Annotated in this window: 17 protein-coding genes and 1 pseudogene; 6 read left to right on the top strand and 12 right to left on the bottom strand. The window is 59.7% G+C overall.

Annotated features, from left to right (window positions below):
- Positions 1 to 138: 138 nt before the first annotated feature.
- From ACA067_RS16265 to copC, 5 genes and pseudogenes are all read right to left on the bottom strand, one after another.
- A complete protein-coding gene (locus ACA067_RS16265; RefSeq protein WP_497462693.1) occupies positions 139 to 1,032 on the bottom strand; it encodes an SMP-30/gluconolactonase/LRE family protein in 894 nt (297 codons plus the stop codon).
- Positions 1,033 to 1,077: 45 nt separating this feature from the next.
- Positions 1,078 to 1,896 carry an NAD-dependent epimerase/dehydratase family protein gene (locus ACA067_RS16260; RefSeq protein ID WP_497462692.1) on the bottom strand — a complete coding sequence of 273 codons (819 nt, stop codon included), beginning with the start codon at positions 1,894 to 1,896 and terminating at the stop codon, positions 1,078 to 1,080.
- A 257-nt stretch (positions 1,897 to 2,153) separates the two neighbouring features.
- A pseudogene (locus ACA067_RS16255) lies at positions 2,154 to 2,321 on the bottom strand (OprD family outer membrane porin); the annotation flags it as partial.
- Between the two features lie 356 nt (positions 2,322 to 2,677).
- The gene (copD, locus tag ACA067_RS16250; RefSeq protein WP_497462691.1) at positions 2,678 to 3,535 is read right to left on the bottom strand and encodes a copper homeostasis membrane protein CopD; all 858 of its coding nucleotides are present in this window, start codon (positions 3,533 to 3,535) and stop codon (positions 2,678 to 2,680) included.
- 3 nt (positions 3,536 to 3,538) lie between these two features.
- Positions 3,539 to 3,904: a copper homeostasis periplasmic binding protein CopC gene (gene copC / locus ACA067_RS16245; protein WP_497462690.1), complete on the bottom strand. Its 366-nt coding sequence runs from the start codon at positions 3,902 to 3,904 to the stop codon at positions 3,539 to 3,541.
- 145 nt (positions 3,905 to 4,049) lie between these two features.
- Here copC and ACA067_RS16240 point away from each other — a divergent pair, with 145 nt between their 5' ends.
- Positions 4,050 to 4,670, top strand: coding sequence for a TetR/AcrR family transcriptional regulator (locus ACA067_RS16240; RefSeq protein ID WP_497462689.1), 621 nt, complete (start codon positions 4,050 to 4,052; stop codon positions 4,668 to 4,670).
- Between the two features lie 141 nt (positions 4,671 to 4,811).
- Here the strand turns inward: ACA067_RS16240 and preA are convergent, their stop codons facing one another.
- The 3 genes from preA to hydA form a co-directional block, all read right to left on the bottom strand.
- The gene (preA, locus tag ACA067_RS16235; protein ID WP_497462688.1) at positions 4,812 to 6,086 is read right to left on the bottom strand and encodes an NAD-dependent dihydropyrimidine dehydrogenase subunit PreA; all 1,275 of its coding nucleotides are present in this window, start codon (positions 6,084 to 6,086) and stop codon (positions 4,812 to 4,814) included.
- A complete protein-coding gene (locus tag ACA067_RS16230) occupies positions 6,087 to 7,454 on the bottom strand; it encodes an NAD(P)-dependent oxidoreductase (protein ID WP_497462687.1) in 1,368 nt (455 codons plus the stop codon).
- Between the two features lie 171 nt (positions 7,455 to 7,625).
- Positions 7,626 to 9,065 carry a dihydropyrimidinase gene (gene hydA / locus ACA067_RS16225; RefSeq protein ID WP_497462686.1) on the bottom strand — a complete coding sequence of 480 codons (1,440 nt, stop codon included), beginning with the start codon at positions 9,063 to 9,065 and terminating at the stop codon, positions 7,626 to 7,628.
- 548 nt (positions 9,066 to 9,613) lie between these two features.
- Between hydA and ACA067_RS16220 the strand changes: the two genes are divergently transcribed.
- The 5 genes from ACA067_RS16220 to ACA067_RS16200 all read left to right on the top strand — a co-directional run bounded on the left by ACA067_RS16220 (position 9,614) and on the right by ACA067_RS16200 (position 16,510).
- The gene (locus ACA067_RS16220; RefSeq protein ID WP_497462685.1) at positions 9,614 to 11,098 is read left to right on the top strand and encodes an NCS1 family nucleobase:cation symporter-1; all 1,485 of its coding nucleotides are present in this window, start codon (positions 9,614 to 9,616) and stop codon (positions 11,096 to 11,098) included.
- Positions 11,099 to 11,320: 222 nt separating this feature from the next.
- Positions 11,321 to 12,604, top strand: a complete 1,284-nt coding sequence (locus ACA067_RS16215) for a Zn-dependent hydrolase (protein ID WP_497462684.1) — start codon at positions 11,321 to 11,323, stop codon at positions 12,602 to 12,604.
- A 360-nt stretch (positions 12,605 to 12,964) separates the two neighbouring features.
- Positions 12,965 to 14,329 carry a lytic polysaccharide monooxygenase gene (locus ACA067_RS16210; RefSeq protein ID WP_497462683.1) on the top strand — a complete coding sequence of 455 codons (1,365 nt, stop codon included), beginning with the start codon at positions 12,965 to 12,967 and terminating at the stop codon, positions 14,327 to 14,329.
- Between the two features lie 236 nt (positions 14,330 to 14,565).
- A complete protein-coding gene (locus tag ACA067_RS16205) occupies positions 14,566 to 16,056 on the top strand; it encodes a PAS domain S-box protein (protein ID WP_497462682.1) in 1,491 nt (496 codons plus the stop codon).
- Positions 16,057 to 16,261: 205 nt separating this feature from the next.
- Entirely contained in the window at positions 16,262 to 16,510 is a 249-nt protein-coding gene (locus ACA067_RS16200; protein ID WP_497462681.1) for a DUF1652 domain-containing protein, read from the top strand.
- 376 nt (positions 16,511 to 16,886) lie between these two features.
- Here ACA067_RS16200 and ACA067_RS16195 read toward each other — a convergent pair whose 3' ends face one another.
- From ACA067_RS16195 to ACA067_RS16180, 4 genes are all read right to left on the bottom strand, one after another.
- Complete coding sequence (locus tag ACA067_RS16195; protein ID WP_497462680.1) at positions 16,887 to 18,002, bottom strand: Gfo/Idh/MocA family protein; 1,116 nt, start codon at positions 18,000 to 18,002, stop codon at positions 16,887 to 16,889.
- 345 nt (positions 18,003 to 18,347) lie between these two features.
- Positions 18,348 to 19,115: an SDR family oxidoreductase gene (locus tag ACA067_RS16190; RefSeq protein ID WP_103393686.1), complete on the bottom strand. Its 768-nt coding sequence runs from the start codon at positions 19,113 to 19,115 to the stop codon at positions 18,348 to 18,350.
- A 44-nt stretch (positions 19,116 to 19,159) separates the two neighbouring features.
- On the bottom strand, positions 19,160 to 20,227 hold the full coding sequence (locus tag ACA067_RS16185) for a phosphotransferase family protein (RefSeq protein ID WP_497462679.1): 1,068 nt from the start codon (positions 20,225 to 20,227) through the stop codon (positions 19,160 to 19,162).
- A 145-nt stretch (positions 20,228 to 20,372) separates the two neighbouring features.
- Positions 20,373 to 21,338, bottom strand: coding sequence for a 2-hydroxyacid dehydrogenase (locus tag ACA067_RS16180; RefSeq protein WP_497462678.1), 966 nt, complete (start codon positions 21,336 to 21,338; stop codon positions 20,373 to 20,375).
- Between the last annotated feature and the right edge of the window lie 51 nt (positions 21,339 to 21,389).

Raw genomic sequence — 21,389 nt, 5'->3', positions numbered from 1 at the left:
GGGTGAGGGTGAGGTGGGTGAGGTTGTCTTTGAGTTCTAGCAGTGTCATGGCTTTTCGTCTTGCGTTGAATGGTTGAAAGATCGCAGCCCGGTCCACTGTAGGAGCTTCCGAAGGCTGCGATCTTGCAGCACAAGCGGTTACGGCAAAGGGTTGAACGCAGGTTCCGGCAAACCTTTCACGCCGGGATCGAGGGCGAACACGCCGCCAGCCAGTGACTGTTCGTCCTGGTCGTCTCCGGGGCGGATCGAGGTCACGAACAGCGTGTCCAGTCGACTGCCGCCGAAGGCGCACATGGTGGGTTTTTTCACCGGTACCGCGAGGGAGCGGTCCAGTCGGCCATCGGGGGTGAAACGATGGATCAGCCCGGCGTCGTTGGCGCAGATCCAGTAGCAGCCTTCGGCATCCACCGCGGCGCCGTCGGGACGTCCGGGGAACTGATGCATGTCGACGAACAGCCGGCGATTGGACGGCGTGCCGTTGTCGATGTCGTAATCGAAGGCCCAGATCTGCTGGACCAGGGGATGGGAATCCGACAGGTACATCGTGCGGCCATCCGGACTGAAGCCCAGGCCGTTGGGCACGATGAATCCGCCGAGTTGTGCCTCCAGCGGCCCCGGTTGCCCGGCGCTGTAGCGATAAAGTGTGCCATCGACAGCATTGGCGCCCATGTTCAGCACCATGCTGCCCGCCCAGAAGCGCCCCTGGCGATCGCAACGACCGTCGTTGAGGCGCATGTCGGGGCGGGCGTGATCCACGCCGGCCAGCAGTTCGCTGTCGAGGCTGCCGTCATTATGCGGGTGCAACTCAAAGAAGCCGCTTTCCATGCCCGCCACCCAGCGTCCATTGCCTTGACGCGCGATGCAGGCAAGCATTTGCGGGGTGGTCCAGGCATCGACATGACCGTTGTCGGCACTCCAGCGTTGCAGGCCCCCGGCGGGAATGTCGACCCAGTACAGGGCGTTTTCCTCGGCGACCCAGACCGGGCTTTCACCGACCGCGTTACGGGCATCGACAATCAATTCGGCGTGCATGGCGACTCATTCCCTTGGGCTTTTATGGTTGGGATCGGTGCGGGTTCAGTCGCCGAACGGCCCGGCCGCGCAGAAAGCGCCACCTTGATAGACCCGCGCCGGATCATCAGCGGCCGGCATCGGCTGGGCTTCGACTTTTTCGCGGAACACTTCGGAGCTGTCCTTGGGTTCATAGCCCAGGGAGGTCGCGAATCGGTTATCCCACCAGACTTCCTTGTTATCGGACATGCCGTACACCACGGTGTGGCCGACGCCAGGGGTGAGCAACGCACGTTCGAGCAATTGCGTGAGGTCGCCGAAGCTCAGCCAGGTGCTCATCATCCGGCGGTTTTGCGGTTCCGGGAATGAAGAGCCGATGCGGATGCTGACGGTCTCGATGCCATAACGATCGAAGTAGAACGTGGCCATGTCTTCACCGTAGGACTTGGACAAACCGTAGTAACTGTCCGGGCGGCGCGGGGAGTGGGCATCAATGACTTCGTCCTGCTTGTAGAAGCCGATCACATGGTTGGAACTGGCGAAGATCACGCGCTTGACGCCATGGCGGCGCGCGGCTTCGTAGATGTGGAACACGCCGCAGATGTTAGCGCCGAGGATTTCTTCGAACGAACGCTCTACCGACACTCCGCCGAAGTGCAGGATGGCATCCACGCCTTCGACCAGTCGATGCACGGCTTGCTTGTCGGAAAGATCGCAGGTGACGACTTCTTCGCGATCATCGATAGCCGGGGCGATGTCGGCGATGTCCGACAGGCGAATCACGTTGGCATAAGGCCGCAGACTTTCGCGCAGCACTTTACCTAGGCCACCGGCGGCACCGGTTAGCAGAAGGCGATTGAAAGGGGCATTGGGCGTGGTGGTCATGGCAAGTTCCTGGACGTAAAATCATTGTTGAATTTGTTGTAGGTTGTCGTACGACTATGTTGAAGTATCGTTAGGGTTTCCGGCTCTTGTCAACGTGACTTTGCTCGAATTTGACGGGGGGCATCGCAGTGAAACGTCGATCGGCACGTCACACTGACCCCTGTGGGAGCGAGCTTGCTCGCGATGCGGTGTACCAGACCACATTACTGTCGACTGACACTCCCTCTTCGCGAGCAAGCTCGCTCCCACATTGATCGGTTAACCCTGACGACAGAGTTTGTGCCCGCCCCAAAACGCTTTTGCAGGCCGACATAGAAGGTGTTGCCGCCGTATTTGGCCGAGAGCAGGGCGAACGCGGTTTTGTTGTCGAGGTCGCCGCCCAGGGCGCTGCCGTCTTCCTTGCCGATGAAGTAGCCGAGGTTGGCGCTGCCGGGTTGGTGAAGTTGCGATTGAAGTAAGCGTTGCGCAGGTTCAGCGTGGCCTTGGCATCATCGACAAAACCTTTGGCGTTGCCGGTCATGGGCAAGACGAAAACCAGGGTGCTGAAGCTGATCAGGTTCAAGGTATGGCAGCGTGCAAAGGCGGGGCGAGGGGTGCTGGCGGAGGAATTGCGGACGAGCTTGCTCACTGTGACGCTCCCTATAACTTTTTTGTTTTTATTGTTGTCATGCGTCGTCGTATAACATGGGGGCGATTATTTGCGAGGATTTCGCGGATTGTCAATCGGAAGTTGTACGACGACTTGATGACTTTGGACGTATGTCGCTGGAACCCTGGTATTTCAATTCATGATCATGGGTGGCAGGGTTCCCAATAGCGAAACCGCCGCCACCGCCCCAATCCCCAGCAACCACTCCAGCACCACACTGGCACGCAACGCCATCATGCGCCGCTCGCAATCCCTGATCCGCAACCGATTGAACAGCGCCAACCCCAGCATCGCGCCCACCAGCACCACCTTGATCAACAGAATCAAGGCAAATCCACTCAGCAATGGCGTCGGCCAGAACGCCCCGGTCAATACCCGAACATTGATCAGCCCCGTAACCAGCAACCCCGCGACCAAGGCAAAACCGACACCGCTGAAGCGTTGCAACATCCCTTTGACAGAGGGCGTTGCCGGACGCAGCAAGATCATCACCAACACCATCAATCCCCCGAGCCAGGCGCCGACGCAAATCAGGTGGATGATCTGGTTGAGGATCAGCAATTGCCCTTCAAGGCCGTCGAGCATGGCGTCATGGCCGACCGGGGCCAAGGTCGCCAGCAACAGCCCGCTCATGGCTATCCGCAAGGGAACATTGCGGTGCAGCGGCGTCAGCAGCAACGCCGCCAACAGCAGATTGAGCAGCAAATGCCAGCGCCACACCTGGCCGAAAAACGTCTTGCCCAACACCAGCCCCAGGGTCGACGGATCGAATGCCGCCGCCCAGGAGCCGGCCATGCTGGCGGTGATCAGCAACAACCAGCCGACTCCGCTGACCAACGCCAGCACCGCAAGCCATCGGCTCACCCGCGCCAGGAGCCCATCCAGTGCCGTTTCGCGGCCCAGCAACAGAGGCTTGAACACCCAGGCCCCGAACAGCATCAGCACCACGGTGAAATGCAGGAAACGGCACAGCACCATCGCACTCGTCATGAATTACTGGCCAACCTTGAAGCTGTAGGCGCCTTCGCTTTTGTGGGTGTCGACGGAGACCGCATGCCACTCGACTTTGTAAGCCCCGGCCGACAAAGGCGCCGCCGGTGTCACGACCAGGGTCTTTTTATCGCTGCCTTCGGTGGCCAGGCTTTTCACCGGGACATTGGCTCCGTCCTTGCTGAGGGTGACTTTGGTGAAGGTCGCTTCGACGCCTTCGGAAAACACCAGGCGCAGTTCCACCGGTGCGCTCACCGTACTGTCCGCAGCCGGAGTCTGGCTTTTCAGATGGGCATGGGCCAACACCGATGAGGCGGCGAGCAGCGAGCCGAGGAGGGCGGCGGTGGTCAGGGCGTTCTTGAGCAGCATCGTGGATACCTCAGAGGCAGGTTCGAAGAGGCGGGGAGTTTACCTGCGTGAACGTGAAGTGGGGCGTAGGAAGATTCGTTTTCCCCTGTCGCCCCGAAGTAGGGCGGATGCTAGTCTTGACCAATGCTGTTGTCAGGGAGCCCTCATGGGCAATCACAAGATCGAGATTCGCCGCAGTAACGTCGAGAAAATTCTGCTGGGGGCCGAAAAGGTCTTCGCCGAAAAAGGCTTCGGCAGCACCGCCATGGCCGACATCGCCGCCGAGGTGCAACTGCCGCGTTCCAACCTGCATTACTACTTCAGCACCAAGAGCGAACTGTACAGCGCGGTGCTGTTCGACCTGCTCGAAGTGTGGAAACAGGACGCCTTGTGCTTCGAGATGTTCGACGACCCACGGGTGGTACTCAGCAGCTACATCCGCGCCAAGATGAACCACTCCCGCAGCCGGCCTTACGGCTCGAAAGTCTGGGCCAACGAAATCATCCACGGTGCCCCGACCCTGGGTGAAAAACTGGACGAGAGCCTGTACGACTGGGCCAAGATGAAAGAAGCGAAAATCCGCCAGTGGGTGGAGGATAAACGCATCCTGCCGGTGGAGCCTTCGAGCCTGCTGTATATGATCTGGGCATCGACTCAGCACTATGCTGACTTTGATCATCAGGTGAATATTTTGAACGACCACCAGCCGTTGTCGGACATGCAGTTCGAGCGGGCGGTGCAGACGGTGACCAGTGTGATATTGCGCGGGATTGGGTTGGAGCCTTGAGGTATTTGGTGTAGCGGCTGGCCTCTTCGCGGGCAAGCCCGCTCCCACAGGGTTCTCTGGTGTACACGGGATTGGTGTGCGCCATAAAACCCTGTGGGAGCGGGCTTGCCCGCGATGGCGTCAGTTCAGGCGCCGTTGAATTCAGGGGGTGACATGGTACGGATTGCGCGGATCATGATTCCAATCCAGAAACGGCTTGCCGTTCTCCATCGGCACCATCTCGATGCAATCCTGCACCGGACAGGTGATCTGGCACAGGTTGCAGCCCACGCACTCCTCATCGATCACTTCATACTTATGCGTGCCGTCCGCCTGCCTGAGGCTGGCAACCGCCTGGTGCGAGGTGTCTTCGCAGGCGATATGACAGCGACCGCATCCGATGCAGGCTTCCTGGTCTATCTTCGCAATCACCTGATAGTTGATATCGAGGTACTTCCAGTCCGTGGTGTTGCTCACCGCACGTCCTGAAAAATCTGCGACGCTGGCGTAACCCTGACTGTCCATCCAGCGTGACAAGCCATCCTTCATCTCGTCGACTATCCGGAAGCCATGCAGCATCGCCGCCGTGCATACCTGCACCGCGCCGCTGCCCAGGGCGATGAATTCCGCTGCGTCGCGCCAGCTGCCAATGCCGCCGATGCCGCAGATCGGCAGGCCCTGGGTCTGCGGGTCGCGGGCGATTTCGGCGACCATGTTCAACGCGATCGGCTTGACCGCCGAGCCACAATAACCGCCGTGGGTGCTCTGGCTGCCGACGGCGGGATTGGCGACCATGCGTTCCAGGTTGACGCTGGTGATCGAGTTGATGGTGTTGATCAGCGACACCGCGTCGGCGCCGCCACGATGGGCGGCGCGGGCGGCGACGCGGATGTCGGTGATGTTCGGCGTGAGCTTGACGATGACCGGCAGCGAGCAGTAAGTCTTGCACCAGCGAGTGACCTGCTCGACATACTCCGGTACCTGGCCGACCGCCGCGCCCATGCCTCGTTCCGGCATGCCGTGGGGGCAGCCGAAGTTCAGCTCGATGCCGTCGGCACCGGTGGCTTCCACCAGCGGCAAGATGGATTTCCACGACTCTTCGACACAGGGCACCATCAGCGAGACGATCAGCGCGCGGTCCGGCCAGTCCTTTTTGACCTGGGTGATTTCCCGCAGGTTGATCTCCAGCGTGCGGTCGGTGATCAGCTCGATGTTGTTGAAGCCCATCACTTCTCGGTTGGGCCCGAAGTGCGCCGAGTAACGCGACGACACGTTGACCGCCGCCGGGTCTTCTCCCAGGGTTTTCCAGACCACGCCACCCCAGCCGGCCTCAAAGGCGCGGACCACGTTGTAGGCCTTGTCGGTCGGTGGCGCGGAGGCCAGCCAGAACGGGTTGGGGGCTTTGATGCCGGCGAAGACAATCGAGAGATCGGCCATTTACGCAGCCTCCACGTTGAGCATGAGTTGGGCGTTGATGGCTTCGGCAGCCAGCTTGCCGTGTTGCACGGCCTGCACTGTGAGGTCCTGATCGAGGCTGGTGCAATCACCGCCGGCATACACGCCGGGGATGCTGGTGCGCAGCTGTTCGTCGACCAGGATTCGCTCGCCCTGGCGCTTGAGTTCACGGGCCAGGGGATCGGCGAGGGCGCCGGCGTCGAAGGCTTGGCCGATCGCTTTGAAGATGGCGTCGGCGGCGAGCTCGAAGGTTTCCCCGGTGGTTTGCAGACGACCTTCCACCAGGTGCGTGCGGGCGAAGCGCATGCCGCGCACCTGCCCCTGGTCGTCGAGCAACACTTCTTGCGGTTGTGCCCACGTCATCAAGCGCACCTGATTGGCCTTGGCGATGTCTTGCTCGTGGCCGGTGGCACCCATGTCCTCGACACCGCGGCGATACACCAGATTGACGTCGCGCGCACCAAGACGCGCCATTTGCACGGCCATGTCGATGGCGGTGTTGCCGGCGCCGAGCACGATGCAGTGGTTCGCCAGCGGCAGCTGAGTCAGGTCATCAGCCTGGCGCAGTTCGCGGATGTAGTCGGTGGCGGCGAGCAGGCCCGGCGCATCTTCGTGGGGCAGGCCCAGTTGCTTGCTGGCCGCCAGACCGAGGCCAAGGAACACGGCATCGAATTGTTGATGCAGCTCGCTGAGGGCCAGGTTCTCGCCAAGCTTTTGGCCGTGGCGGATTTCGATGCCACCAATCGCCAACAGGAAATCAAGCTCCTTTTGCGCATAATCGTCCACCAGCTTGTACTTGGCGATCCCGTATTCATTGAGGCCGCCAGCCTTTTCCCGCGCCTCGAATATCACCACGTCATGGCCGTGCATGGCGCTGCGGTGAGCGCAGGACAATCCGGCGGGTCCGGCACCGACCACGGCGATGCGCTTGCCAGTGGCAGCGGCGCGCTGGAATGGGTGTTCGCTGAAGTGGGCGTTGTCCACCGCGTAGCGTTGCAACAGACCGATCAGCACCGGCGCGCATTCGTGGGCGTTGTTGCGTACACAGGCTTGCTGGCAGAGGATTTCCGTCGGGCAAACCCGCGCGCAACTGCCGCCGAGGATATTGGCCGAGAGAATTTTCTGCGCGGCGCCCTGCACGTTTTCCTGGTGGATATTGCGGATGAACGAGGGAATGTCGATGTCGCTCGGACAGGCATTCACGCAGGGCGCGTCGTAGCAATACAGACAGCGCGAGGCTTCCAGGTGGGCCTGGCGATCGTTGAGTGGTGGCGCCAGGTCGGTGAAATGGGCGGCGAGGGCGGCCGCAGTCTCATGGGGATGCGGGAGGTGGTTCAGGGTCTTGATCACGGTGTTGGCCTCACGGTTATTTGAGGTGCTGCCTCTGGTGGGCTGATCGTTCCCACGCTCTGCGTGGGAATGCCTCAGGGGACGCTCCGCGTTCCAGTGGGACGCAGAGCGTCCCGGGCTGCATTCCCACGCAGAGCGTGGGAACGATCAGATAGGCCGGAGGCCTCGATTTCAGCGTTTCACTGCAACAGGCTTATTCAACTCAGCCCGCTTGCTCAGCAAATCAAACACCGCCGGATAAGCCGGCCGTTCGACGTACCGCCCGGCACCACGCTCGGCCCGCAAGTCGCCATCGGCCCAGACCACCCGACCCTGGCTCACGGTGTGACTCGGCACACCGCGCACGGTCTTGCCTTCGAAGATGTTGAAGTCGACCTGCTGGTGATGCGTCTTCGCCGAAATCGTCCGCGTACCCTGCGGATCCCACAGCACCAGATCGGCATCTGCACCGACGCGAATGGCACCTTTGCGCGGGTAGAGGTTGAAGATCTTCGCGGTGTTGGTGGAGGTCAGTGCAACGAAGTGCTGCATCGACAAGCGGCCGGTGTTCACCCCTTCATCCCAGAGCACCGCCATGCGGTCTTCGATGCCGGCAGTGCCATTGGGGATCTTGCTGAAGTCGTCACGGCCGGCGGCTTTTTGCTCGGCGCAGAAGCAGCAGTGGTCGGTGGCTGTGGTGTGCAGGTTGCCTGATTGCAAGCCGTGCCAAAGCGCTTCCTGATGACCGCGAGGACGGAAGGGCGGGCTCATCACGTAACCGGCAGCGGTCTGCCAGTCCGGGTGTTGGTAGACGCTGTCGTCCAGCAGAAGATGCCCGGCCAGCACCTCGCCGTAGACTTGCTGGCCCTTGCTACGGGCGTAGGTGATTTCGTCGAGGGCTTCCCTGGTCGAGACATGCACCAGGTACAGCGGCGTGCCCAGGGTTTCGGCAATACGGATTGCCCGGCTCGCCGCTTCGCCTTCAACCTGCGAAGGACGCGACAGCGGATGCGCTTCAGGGCCGGTCATGCCCTGGGCCATCAACTTGCGCTGCAAGTGATAGACCAGCTCGCCGTTCTCCGCGTGCACGGTCGGCACCGCGCCCAGTTCCAGACAGCGTTCGAAACTTGCCACCAGAGTGTCGTCAGCCGCCATGATCGCGTTCTTGTAGGCCATGAAATGCTTGAAGCTGTTGACGCCATGCTGGCTGACCAGCTCAGCCATTTCTTCGCGAACCTGCTCGCTCCACCAGGTGATCGCGACATGGAAGCCGTAATCGGATGCCGACTTCTCGGCCCAGCCGCGCCACTGATGGAACGCTTCCATCAACGACTGCTGCGGATTGGGAATCACGAAATCGATGATCGACGTCGTGCCACCGGCAAGTCCTGCTGCCGTGCCGCTGAAAAAGTCTTCACTGGCCACGGTGCCCATGAAGGGCAGTTGCATGTGCGTGTGCGGGTCGATGCCGCCGGGCATCAGGTATTGGCCGCTGCCGTCGAGCACTTCGGCATCCGCCGGAACATCGAGATTGTCACCGATGGCTTTGATCACGCCGTCGGCGCAATAGACGTCGGCGCGATAACTTTCATCATGGGTAATAAGGGTGGCGCCACGGATCAACAGAGACATTCCGAGTTCCTCGCAGGCAATGACCGACTTGTGTCGGTTCTAAATGTTTTATATGAAGCAGACACCAACAGGCGTATTCCTGTCAGTGCTGTCAAGAATAGACGCTAGCTGCAGTTTGGGGATTGGGCAAGAATATTTTTATAAGCTTATATATTTTTTAAAGTGTTGATATTGAAAGATAAAATAACAAATTCACTGAAATGGTCAGGCGCCTCACCATTTTGACGCACTTGACAGGTTCTGAAAATGAACGAGATTTCTATGTGAAATCAGCCGCTTGAGGGATGGTCTATGGTTGATGCGCAGCCTTGGAAAAAAACAGCTGCACCAGATTGAGTCCTGACTGTCTGTAAAACCTGTTGGATATTCAGCCCGAATGGCGTGACAAGTAAACGGTGATTCATATCTGGATAAATAAAACTGATGTACATCAGTTATTTACAAAGTCTTTATGGAACTGCCCGATGCGCAAACGGGGTGACCGGCACAGTTATTGAAGCCATCAGCCCTGATGAGCAAAAAAAAATTCAAAGAACAGTGGAGCGGCCATGCAACAGATCAGATCGCAAGTGACCGAGCGCGACGGCTTGTTCGAGCTCGAAGCCGGCAGCGATGTCCTCGACAGTCCCCGTTACAACCACGACATGGCACCGACCAAGGTGCGCGAGCGAACCTGGAACAAATGGCACATCACCGCCTTGTGGGTCGGCATGGCGATCTGCGTGCCGACCTACACCCTCGGCGGGGTCCTCACCGCCTACTTCGGCCTGAGCGTGGGTGAAGCGCTGCTGGCGATTCTGTTTGCCAATATCATCGTCCTGATCCCACTGACGCTTAACGCCTTCCCCGGTACCAAATACGGTATCCCGTTTCCGGTGTTGCTGCGCTCGTCCTTCGGCATTCTCGGCTCCAACATTCCATGCCTGATCCGCGCCCTGGTGGCCTGCGGCTGGTTCGGCATCCAGACGATGTTCGGCGGGCTGGCGATCCACCTGTTCCTGGGCTCGGTGTTCGAGGGCTGGAAGTCGCTGGGCGGCACCGGTGAAGTCATCGGCTTCATGGTGTTCTGGGCCTTGAACCTGTGGGTGGTGATTCGCGGGGCGGACTCGATCAAATGGCTGGAAACCCTGTCGGCGCCGCTGCTGGTGCTGGTCGGTGTGGGGCTGCTGGTGTGGGCGATGCCGAATGTGTCGATGACTGAACTGCTGGCGATCCCGCCCAAGCGCCCGGAAGGGGCAAGTGTGGTCAGTTACTTCGCCGCCGGGCTGACCGCGATGGTCGGGTTCTGGGCCACACTGTCGTTGAACATTCCGGACTTCAGCCGCTATGCGAAAAGTCAGAAGGACCAGATTGTCGGGCAGATCATCGGCTTGCCGCTGACCATGTTCCTGTTTGCCTCGCTTGGCGTGGTGATGACGGCCGCATCCGTGAAACTGGTGGGCGTCACCGTCTCCGATCCAGTGACCTTGATCGGCCATATCCAGAGCCCGGTCTGGGTCGCGCTGGCCATGGCGTTGATCATTATCGCCACGCTGTCGACCAATACCGCGGCCAACATCGTTTCGCCGACCAACGACTTTCAGAACATTGCGCCCAAGGTCATCAACCGGACCAAGGCGGTGATGCTCACCGGACTGGTCGGGCTGGTGCTGATGGGGCATGAACTGTTGAAAAAGCTCGGGCTGATTGTTTCCGATTTAAGCCTGGAAACCGTCTATTCCAACTGGTTGTTGGGTTACTCCAGTTTGTTGGGCCCGATCGCCGGGATCATGGTGGTGGACTATTTCCTGATCAAGAAGCAGCAACTGGATCTGGCCGGGCTGTATCGCGATGACGTTTACCCGGCGTGGAACTGGTTCGGGTTCATCGCCTTCGGTGTGCCGGTGGTGTTGACGTTGTTATCCCTCGGCAGTGATGCGTTCAGCTGGTTTTACAGCTATGGCTGGTTTACCGGGTCGGCGCTGGGCGGGTTGATTTATTACGGGTTGTGCTCGATGCGGTCCAGTCCGACTGCCGTGAAATCTGCGGTGTGACGGACGGCCTCTTCGCTGGCAAGCCAGCTCCCACAGGGATCTTCAACGCTCACAAAACCCCTGTAGGAGCTGGCTTGCCAGCGAAGACGGCCTCAAATCCACCAAAAAAACACCGCCAAATAACCGCAACCCCTGCAGGAGCTGGCTTGCCAGCGAAGGCGACCTCAAATCCACCAACGAAACGCCTGAAGAAATCCATAAGAACAGCCTGAGGAGATCATCATGAACGCAGCCATAGACGTTCTGCAATCCACCCATCAGCACATCAACCGCGACCGCCTGTGGCAGTCGCTCATGGAGCTGGCCCAGCTCGGCGCCACAGTCAAGGGCGGTGTCTGTCGCCTGGCCCTGACCGACCTCGACCGCCAGGCTCGGGATATTTTCGTGCGGTGGTGCGAGGAGGCCGGGTGCACCGTCAGCATCGACGCCGTCGGCAACATCTTTGCCCGCCGCCCCGGGCGCAATCCGGACTTGCCCCCGGTCATGACCGGCAGCCATATCGACACCCAACCCACCGGCGGCAAGTTCGATGGCTGCTTCGGTGTACTGGCCGGCGTCGAAGTCCTGCGCACCCTCAACGACCTGGGTGTGGAAACCGAAGCACCGCTGGAAGTGGTGGTCTGGACCAACGAAGAAGGCTCGCGCTTCGCACCCTGCATGATGGGCTCCGGTGTGTTCGCGGAAAAATTCACCCTCGAGGAAACCCTGGCCAAGGTCGACGCCGAAGGCATCACCGTCGGTGAAGCGCTGAATGCCATCGGCTACGCCGGCCCGCGCAAGGTCAGCGGGCACGCCGTTGGTGCCTATTTCGAAGCGCACATCGAGCAAGGCCCGATCCTTGAAGACGAACACAAGACCATTGGCGTCGTCATGGGCGCCCTCGGACAGAAATGGTTCGACCTGAAACTGCGCGGCGTCGAAGCCCACGCCGGCCCGACCCCGATGCATTTGCGCAAGGATGCCCTGGTCGGCGCTTCGATCATCGTTGGCGCCGTCAACCGCGCCGCTCTCGGCCACCAACCCCATGCCTGCGGTACTGTCGGCTGCCTGCAAGCCTACCCCGGCTCACGCAACGTCATCCCCGGTGAGGTGCGCATGACCCTGGACTTCCGTCATCTGGAACCGGCACGCCTGGATTCGATGATCGCCGAAGTCCATGCGGTGATAGAGACCACCTGCGAGGAACACGGCTTGACCTTCGAACTCACCCCCACCGCCGATTTCCCTGCGCTGTACTTCGACAAGGGTTGCGTTGAGGCCGTACGCGCTGCTGCCCAAGGGCTGGGTTTGTCGAACATGGACATCGTCAGCGGAGCAGGGCACGACGCAATCTTCCTCGCTGAACTAGGCCCGGCCGGGATGATTTTCGTGCCTTGCGAAGGCGGCATCAGCCACAACGAAATCGAGAACGCCGCGCCGGGTGATTTGGCGGCCGGGTGTGCGGTGTTGTTGCGGGCGATGCTGGCAGCGTCCGCCGCCATCGCATCTGGAAAATTGGCGGCCTGAAGAGCATAAGATCGCAGGCTTCGCCAGCTCCTACCCGGGTACACCAGTGATCACGCGGATGCACACAACCGGTGTAGGAGCTGCCGCAGGCTGCGATCTTTTGATCTTGATCTTGGCGCGCGGACCGCCAAAACCATTGGACTGCCATGTCGACCTGATACTTTTGACAGTATCCGTGACGGCTTGCAGCGCGTTTAATGTGCTTGAGCATGATGCCTTGCAGAGCAGGAACAACGCGACAGGCATAGTCCAGTCGGAAGGAGAACACTGTCTTCGCTTCAAAAGCGCTGAAGTCGTGATGGCAACCCATGTGACCTCAAGGATCTCGAACCTGGCAACACGAGAAAATGGAGAAACACCATGTCACAGATTCGTCGGAATACGATCAGCAGAAGCAATACCCCACGACACGGCCACGTGTTCTATCCCGCATCCCGGGCTTATTTCGCCTGGCTGGAGGGCTGGCTGGATGAGGGTGCGCTGAACCAGCGCGAGTCCGGAAAATTTTTCCCGCTAACCGCGGGCGACGTGCGGGATGTTTACGCCAAGGACGACATGGCTAACGTCGCACCGCCACCGGACGGGAAAATCGCCAGCGCGAATCAGTTGACTGGCGCAAAACTGGATGAGCCCGGGGACCACTGGCAACAGCATGATGTGCGAAGTTGTGAAACCTTGGATGTCTCCTGGAACTTCAGCGCCAAGCACGCGACGCGGCGCTATAACTATTTCATGACTAAAGAGGGATGGGATCCCCGTAAGGTGCTGTCACGCGATCAGTTTGAATCGCAACCCTTCCATACGGTACAAAACAATCAGCAACCCTTTTGGCAATATACAGACGAAATGTTGCCGTCATCACCCACCACGCATGAGGTGCCATTGCCCAAGCGAGAGGGCTACCACGTGTTACTGGCGGTTTGGGAAGTGGCCAATACTTCGATGGCGTTCTATCAGGTAGTGGATCTGAATTTCCTGCCATCCGACGGTGGAGGTGAGCGTCCAAGCACACCGACCGGTCTGGCCGCTGGCAATGTCACCGACAAGCAGGTGGTCTTGACGTGGAATGCAGCCACCGGCCCCATGCCCATCGCCTTCTATCGGCTTACACGCAACGGGATCACTCTGGTCGATATCGAGGCACCGCTGCAGACCTGGACCGATAACAGCGTGGCGTCTGAAACGACGTACAGTTACTTCATCAGCGCGATCGATATTGAGGGCAACATGTCTGCGCCCAGTCGGGCCATTGACGTGCGCACGCTGGCCGAAGGTGGCGGGGCACCGCTGCCCGGCGCACCGAAGGACCTGCACAGCATGGGCCAGACCGCCGACAGCATCAGCCTGATGTGGACTGCATCCGTCGGCGCGGTGCCGATTGTGAACTATCTGATCTTCCGCGACGATCAAGAAGTCAGATCCGTGAGCGGGAATCAGATTTCGGTTGACGACACGGGCCTGACGCCGGATACCGAGTACTGTTACTTCGTAAAAGCGCTGGATCTGAACGGTAAGCTGTCATTGCCGAGCAATACACTCAAGGTCAAAACCGGGGGAGAGGGGGGCCAATATCCGGCATGGAAACTGAATACGCTATATGCAAAAGGCGATTCGGTGAGCCATATCGCGAAGAACTGGCGTTGTATTCAGGCTCATACCTCCTATGACAAAGAATGGGCACCGGGTGTTATAGGCGCCGAAGTGCTCTGGGAAGAAAAGTCCTGACCTGATCAAGAGCGTTCACCCGGAGCTGTAGGAACTGCCGCAGGCTGCGATCCTTTGATCTTGAATTTTGGCGATCTTGAATGCGCTGGAATCAAAAGATCGCCGCCTGCACCAGCGCCTGCATTGACCTTGTTCCCGGCATGCCCGGTGAACAACCTCTGCACGATCAGGCTCGCCAGCGGTCGTAATCTTCACAGGGCCGCGCGTAAACGCGCCGCCACACGTGTGGAGATGCAATGAGCCAGGACGTCCTGACCACCGAAACCAACCGCCGCCAGTTGCAGCAGATCATCGCCGGCCTGTCCGACGGGGTGATTCTGCTGGAGCTCGACCAGACCATTCTCTGGGCCAACGAGGCCGCGCTGGCCATGCACGGTGTCAGTCGGATCGATGACCTGGGCGTCAATGCCAGGGAGTACGCCAGGCGCTTTACCTTGCGCTATCGAAATAATCACCCGGTCCCGGTGGACAATTACCCGATCAGTCGCGTGGCTCGGGGCGAGACGTTCAGCGATGTGCTGGTCGAGGTGACGCCCGCAGGGGACGAAGAGCGTACCTGGGTCCACAACGTGCGCAGCATGGTGCTGACCGACAGTACCGGCGAACCGGAGTCGCTGGTGCTGATCATGGACGACGTCACCGAGTGGGCCAGTGCCGAGCAGCGATTCGAAAAGACCTTTAACGCTAATCCCGCCCCGGCGGTGATCTGTCGCCTCAGCGATTTGCGCTACATCAAGGTCAATTCCGGCTTCCTGGAAATGACCGGTTACTCCCGTGATCAGGTGATCGGTTGTTCAACCTATGAACTGGATGTGCTGGAGGGGGCCGAGAACAAAGACCTGGCCAAGCAACGGTTGCGTGAAGGGGCCACCATTCCGCAGATGCAGGCCGAGTTGCAATTGCCCGAAGGGGGCAACAGGCAGGTCATCGTCGCCGGACAACCCCTGGAGCTCAACGACGAGGCCTGCATGCTGTTTTCCTTCGTGGACATGGAGCCTCGGCACAAGGCAGAAGTCGCTCTGCGCCAGAGTGAGGAACGTTTTGCCAAGGCCTTTCGCCTGACCCCGGTGCCGATCCTGGTGTGTAACGCCGGCGATCAGGTGGTGATGGACGTCAATGAAGCCTTTCTGGACACCTTCGCGTACCCCAGCGAAGAGGTGCTCGGAAAGACGCTCGTGGCGATCGATTTCATCCATGACAAAGGCGCTCGTACGAAGTTGTTCGCGGCGTTGGAGAAAACCGGGAGCCTGGACCGGATCGACGTGCGTATGCGTAAAAAAGACGCCGAGGAGATCGACTGCGCAGTCTCCGCCGACACCGTGAACATCCAGGACAACCCATGCTATTTGTTGGTGTTGATGGATATCACCGAGCGCAAACGCACGGAACTGGAGTTGGTGTCGGCCATTGAAGAGGTCATGAAAGACGCCTCGTGGTTCAGCCGCACGCTGATCGAAAAACTCGCCAACGTGAAGCATGTCAACTCGCCGAAATTGCCCAGCGTGTCCTTCACTGACCTGACTGCCCGTGAGCGCGATGTGCTCGGCCTGATCTGCGAAGGCCTGGCCGACAAGGAAATCGCCGCGCGGCTGAAACTGGCACCTAATACCGTGCGCAATCACGTGTCGACGGTGTATTCCAAACTCGATGTGCACAGTCGCAGCGAGGCGATAGTCTGGGCCCGCGAGCGTGGGTTGTTCTCGGGTCAGCGGCGGACCAAGGGTTAGCGCGAAGGTGCAAATGCACTAGGCCTTGAGATGCAAATGGATGTTCTGGCGGGGTGCCGCAGTTCTTAGTCTGTAAGGGTGCGATAGAGGTCTTTGGACCGCTGTCGCGTCCCCTTCGAAACAGCTCAAGGAACAGCCACATGCTTCGCCAATTCAAAACAGTTTCGGTCGACGGGGCCATCAACCAGCCCAGGGGTGAATCGCAATGATTTATCTGACGAAATTGCGTGCGCAACTGGAACAGCAGTTTTCTCCTCGCGCTTGTGAGTGCAGCGTGTCGGGTGATAACTTGGTGACGGTGAAGCTGTATCACCCGGTGTCCGGGCAGGTGGACCTGGTGGTCAGTGGGGTGAATGTGACGTACCTCAGATCACCGGAGGCCGTGGCAGCTTTGGTTGAAGAGCTGCGGTATGAACTTGAGAGCAATACCTTGCATCGTCCCGAAACTTCGTAAACCTGCCTTTCTGTTGCCGGCCCGTGGACTTTCCAGCGTTGTTTTGTTGTCACACAACTGTGTACATCACTTATCGCGGGTCAACCTATGAAAAGTCTTGGGAAACGCGTTTTTGCACCACTGCCGCTTGCCCTCTGCGCGGCGATACTCGGTGGTTGTGCCAGTCCTCCGCCTCCACCACCCCTTGCTCCGCCGCCGCTTCCTGTGCGTACCTGCCAAACCACTGAAAACGTTGATGTGCAAGGCGACATGCGAGCTGAAGGGCAGGTGACCCGAAACACCACCCTGACCCGTTGTATCACTCAGTAAACGCGGATCAGTTTGTGTAGACCGCCAGCGGCGTAGAGCTGCTGGCGGGCGCTCACTGAGGGGGCGATCAGACCTCTTCTATCCTGACCCAGCGCGACGCTCGCGCCGCGAGGCGAATCGCCGTTGCCAGGCGTTCGACTTCCCACGCCTGCTCGAAATCCGTGCCGCCCTGACCGAGCCCGGCCAGCGCCATTACCAGATCATGCACTTCCAGGGTCTTGAGTTCGTTGTAGCCCAGCTGATGCCCCGCCGCCGGGCTGAACGCGGCGTAACCCGGCAAATCCGGTCCCGCCAGCAAGCGTTGGAAGCCGTCCTGTCCGGCGCGATAGAGACGCAGTTCATTCAAACGTTCCTGATCGAATGCCAACGTCCCGTGAGTGCCGCTGATTTCAAAACTCAGGTGATTCTTGTAACCGTGCTTGAGCCAACTGCTGCTGAATGTTCCACGCGCACCGCTGGCAAACCGCAGCAGGGCATGGACCTGATCATCGACCGCGATGCTGCGCTGTTCCTGGCTGCCCAGTGTGACGGGACGTTGCCCGTGCACGGTCTGGGTGTCGGCGCACACCGACTCGACATCGCCCACCAGATAACGGGCCATGGCCAGCAGGTGACTGCCCAGATCCGCCAGCGCACCGCCGGCATGCCCAGCGTCGCAGCGCCAGGACCAGGGGGATGCGGGATCGGCCATGAAGTCTTCGCTGAACTCACCCTGGAAACTGATGATGTGCCCCAGCTCGCCGTTTTCGATCAATTGCCGCGCCAGGCCGATGATCGGATTGTGCTGATAGTTGTAACCCACCCGCGTGACCACGCCTGCCGCTTTCGCCGCCTGGCGCATGGCATCGGCCTGTTCAAGATTGACCGCCAGTGGTTTTTCGCAGTACACCGCTTTGCCGGCGCTGAGGGCGGCCATGGCCATGGGGTAATGCAGGTGGTTGGGCGTGGTGATGGCGATCAGGTTGACCTTGGGATCGTCGATCAAGTGTTGCCAGTCGCTGTGGGCCGTTTCGAACCCCCAGGCGTCGGCGCAGTGGCGGGCGCGCTGCGGGTCGGCGTCGGCCAGGGCGGCGAGATTGATCTTCAGAGGGAGTTCGAACACTGCACTGACATTACGAAACGCCAAGGCGTGGGCGCGGCCCATGAAGCCTGTGCCGATGAGACCGATACCGAGTTCGCGCATAGCCGGAATCCTTTTGGATTTTTGTTTTCAGGAAGTCTATTAATGGAATAAATATTCACAATATGCAATATTTGGAATAAATATTCCCGAGCGACGGATTTCCGTTTTCCACAATCCATCGGTACACCGGTGATCGTGCAGGAGCTGGCTTGTCGGATCGCCGCACCGCCGCGAAGGCGGCCTCAATCCTTGCAGCGCCCATGAAAGACGCCTTCGCCGGCAAGCCGGCTCCTACACGGGTTCAGCGCGGTATACACAACATGATGTCAGCACGTAAATGGTCGGTGCTACAGGTACAAAAAAGGCAGCCCCGAGGCTGCCTTTGGTCATCCGCAAAAAATCGAATCAGGACAGGAAACCGCCGTCCACATTCAACGACACGCCAGTGGTGTAACTGGACGCATCGCTGGCGAGATAGAGCACGGCCCCCGCCATCTCACTCGGATCCGCCACACGCTTGAGCGGGATCTGTTGCAAGGCAGTATTCAGAATCGCCTCGTTCTTTACCAGCGCCGAGGCAAACTTGGTGTCAGTCAAACCCGGCAGCAGGGCATTGCAGCGAATGCCGAACTGCGCGCATTCCTTGGCAAATACCTTGGTCATGTTAATCACCGCGGCCTTGGTCACCGAATAGATGCCCTGGAAAATCCCCGGCGAGACGCCGTTGATCGAAGCCACGTTGATGATGCTGCCGCCGCCGTTTTCGCGCATCAGCTTGCCGGCTTCCACCGACATGAAGAAGTAGCCGCGGATGTTGACGTCCACGGTTTTCTGAAAGGCACTGAGGTCGGTGTCCAGTACGTTGCAGAATTGCGGGTTGGTCGCGGCGTTATTGACCAGGATGTCCAGGCGCCCGAACTGTTCCTTGATGCCGGCGAAGACCTGGCTGATCTGTTCCATTTCACCAATGTGACAGGCGATGGCGGTGGCTTTGCCACCAGCGGCGATGATCGCGTCGGCCACGTGCTGGCAGCCGTCGAGCTTGCGGCTCGAAACGATGACGTGGGCGCCTTGCTGGGCCAGCAGCTTGGCGATGGCTTCACCGATGCCGCGGCTGGCACCGGAAACGAAAGCGATCTTGCCGTCGAGGTCGAACAACTGAGTCTTGGACATGGGATTCCCTTATAAAAAGTCTTGTTATTGGGCCAGGGGCGCAGTCAGAGGCTGGATTTTGCAATGACCTGCAAGCTCATCTGCTCCAGCAGTTTGTTCATGTGAATGAACTGCGCAAAGCGTTTGTCCTGGGTCTGACCATGGAAGAAGCGGTAGTAGATCTGTTGCACGATGCCGGCCAGGCGGAACAGGCCGTAGGTGTAGTAGAAGTCGAAGTTGTCGATCTGGATGCCTGAGCGTTGGCCGTAGTAATCGACGAACTCACGGCGGGTCAACATGCCCGGGGCGTGGCTCGGCTGGCGTCGCATCAACTGCACCGGCGCCGGGTCATCGGCTTCGATCCAATAGGCGAGGGTATTGCCCAGGTCCATCAGCGGGTCGCCGAGGGTGGTCAGCTCCCAGTCGAGTACGCCGATGATCTGCATCGGATTGTTCGGGTCGAGGATCACGTTATCGAAACGGTAATCGTTGTGAACGATGCTGGAGGTCGGGTGATCGGCCGGCATCTTGTCATTGAGCCAGGCCTTGACCGCTTGCCACTGCGGCGCGTCCGGGGTCAGGGCTTTTTCGTAGCGCTCGCTCCAGCCTTTGATCTGCCGTGCCACGTAACCTTCAGGTTTGCCGAGGTCGCCCAGGCCATAGGCGTTGTAATCGACCTGATGCAGTTCGACGAATTTGTCGATAAAGCTCTTGCACAGGGCTTCGGTCTTCGCCGAATCCAGCCCCAGTTCCGGTGGCAGTTCGGCGCGCAGGATGATGCCCTTGACCCGTTCCATCACATAGAACTCGGCCCCGATCACCGATTCATCGGTGCAGTGCACGTAGGCTTTAGGGCAGTACGGGAAGCCGTCCCGGAGCTGATTGAGGATCCGAAACTCGCGGCCCATGTCGTGGGCAGACTTGGCCTTGTGGCCGAATGGCGGCCGACGCAGGACGAACTCCTGTTCGGGGTATTCCAGCAAGTAGGTGAGGTTCGACGCGCCGCCGGGAAACTGGCTGATGGCAGGCTGGCCACTGAGCCCCGGAATATGGGCTTTGAGGTACGGATCGATCAGGCTGGCATCGAGTTCTTCGCCGGAGCGGATACGGGTGGACTGGTCAGTAAGCGCCATGCTTATCCCTTCTGCTTATTCTGGAGGCCTGAGACTATTGGCTAATCTAATGCGCACAACCGACACCCACAACCATGAACAGCCCTTATAGGTGAGCGTGTTGCCGGGCAATCATTGCTTTTGATACACCTGTTTGAATGACAGCCTACAACACTGCCTTGATCTGGCTCGCCGGTAGATCGATCGGGGTCAGTACCGGGTCGCCGGAAAAGAACGCCACCAGGTTGCGACCCACCAACTCCACGGTGCCCTGGGTGGCTTCGGGAGACAGCCCGGCGACGTGCGGCGTCAGGATCACGTTGGCCAACGCCTTGAATGCATCCGGCACCCGGGGTTCGGCATCGAAGACATCCAGCGCGGCACCGGCAATTCGCCGCTGTTCCAACGCGCTGATCAGATCTGCGGTAACGATGACACTGGCCCGGGCGATGTTGACGACGAAGCCTTTGGGGCCCAAGGCATCGAGTACTTGTTTGTTGATCAGGTGTTTGGTGCCCAGGCCGCCGGGGGTGGCCACGATCAGAAAGTCCGACGCACGCGCCAGCTCGGTTGGCGTCGAGCAGAAGCTGTAGGGTACGTCGCTGCGATGCTGGCGGTTGTGGTAGCTCACCGTCATGTCGAAGCCGTGGGCCGCGCGTTTGGCAATGGCCATGCCGACAGCGCCGAGACCAAGGATACCCAGGCGTTTGCCGGCCAGGGAAGGGCGCATGATCTTCGGCCACTCGCCCCGGCGCACGGCGGCGTCGCAGCGGGGAATGTCGCGCACCAGTGCCAGGAGCATGGCCATGGCGTGATCGGCGACCGATGACGCATTGACCCCGGCACCGTTGGTGACGGTGATGCCCCGGTTGGCGGCGGCTTGCAGGTCGACCTGTTCGTAGCCGGCGCCGATCACGCAGATGATCTTGAGATTGGGCAGGGCGGCGATTTCATCGGCATACAGCCCTAAGGGACCGCGGGTCAGCACTGCATCGATCTGACCGCCATGCCGGGTGATGGCCGCCGCTCGCTCGGCGGGCGTCGGGGCCAGAATCAGGTGAAAGCCCTGATGTTCAAGAATCGGCAGGTAATCATTGATGGTTTCAACCAGTACCAGAACGGTTGCGGGCATTACTCTGCTCCTGTGATCGTGACGTGTCGGCGTGAAAAACATTTTCAGGTT

The organism is Pseudomonas sp. LBUM1674, from assembly GCF_059695635.1.
This window is presented reverse-complemented; position numbering and strand designations above follow the sequence as displayed.

What these genes read in the sequence shown, in the direction of transcription:
- ACA067_RS16265 (WP_497462693.1), bottom strand. Translation starts at nt 1,032, where the DNA reads ATGCACGCCGAATTGATTGTCGATGCCCGTAACGCGGTCGGTGAAAGC.
- ACA067_RS16260 (WP_497462692.1), bottom strand. Translation starts at nt 1,896, where the DNA reads ATGACCACCACGCCCAATGCCCCTTTCAATCGCCTTCTGCTAACCGGT.
- copD (WP_497462691.1), bottom strand. Translation starts at nt 3,535, where the DNA reads ATGACGAGTGCGATGGTGCTGTGCCGTTTCCTGCATTTCACCGTGGTG.
- copC (WP_497462690.1), bottom strand. Translation starts at nt 3,904, where the DNA reads ATGCTGCTCAAGAACGCCCTGACCACCGCCGCCCTCCTCGGCTCGCTG.
- ACA067_RS16240 (WP_497462689.1), top strand. Translation starts at nt 4,050, where the DNA reads ATGGGCAATCACAAGATCGAGATTCGCCGCAGTAACGTCGAGAAAATT.
- preA (WP_497462688.1), bottom strand. Translation starts at nt 6,086, where the DNA reads ATGGCCGATCTCTCGATTGTCTTCGCCGGCATCAAAGCCCCCAACCCG.
- hydA (WP_497462686.1), bottom strand. Translation starts at nt 9,065, where the DNA reads ATGTCTCTGTTGATCCGTGGCGCCACCCTTATTACCCATGATGAAAGT.
- ACA067_RS16220 (WP_497462685.1), top strand. Translation starts at nt 9,614, where the DNA reads ATGCAACAGATCAGATCGCAAGTGACCGAGCGCGACGGCTTGTTCGAG.
- ACA067_RS16215 (WP_497462684.1), top strand. Translation starts at nt 11,321, where the DNA reads ATGAACGCAGCCATAGACGTTCTGCAATCCACCCATCAGCACATCAAC.
- ACA067_RS16210 (WP_497462683.1), top strand. Translation starts at nt 12,965, where the DNA reads ATGTCACAGATTCGTCGGAATACGATCAGCAGAAGCAATACCCCACGA.
- ACA067_RS16205 (WP_497462682.1), top strand. Translation starts at nt 14,566, where the DNA reads ATGAGCCAGGACGTCCTGACCACCGAAACCAACCGCCGCCAGTTGCAG.
- ACA067_RS16200 (WP_497462681.1), top strand. Translation starts at nt 16,262, where the DNA reads ATGATTTATCTGACGAAATTGCGTGCGCAACTGGAACAGCAGTTTTCT.
- ACA067_RS16195 (WP_497462680.1), bottom strand. Translation starts at nt 18,002, where the DNA reads ATGCGCGAACTCGGTATCGGTCTCATCGGCACAGGCTTCATGGGCCGC.
- ACA067_RS16190 (WP_103393686.1), bottom strand. Translation starts at nt 19,115, where the DNA reads ATGTCCAAGACTCAGTTGTTCGACCTCGACGGCAAGATCGCTTTCGTT.
- ACA067_RS16185 (WP_497462679.1), bottom strand. Translation starts at nt 20,227, where the DNA reads ATGGCGCTTACTGACCAGTCCACCCGTATCCGCTCCGGCGAAGAACTC.
- ACA067_RS16180 (WP_497462678.1), bottom strand. Translation starts at nt 21,338, where the DNA reads ATGCCCGCAACCGTTCTGGTACTGGTTGAAACCATCAATGATTACCTG.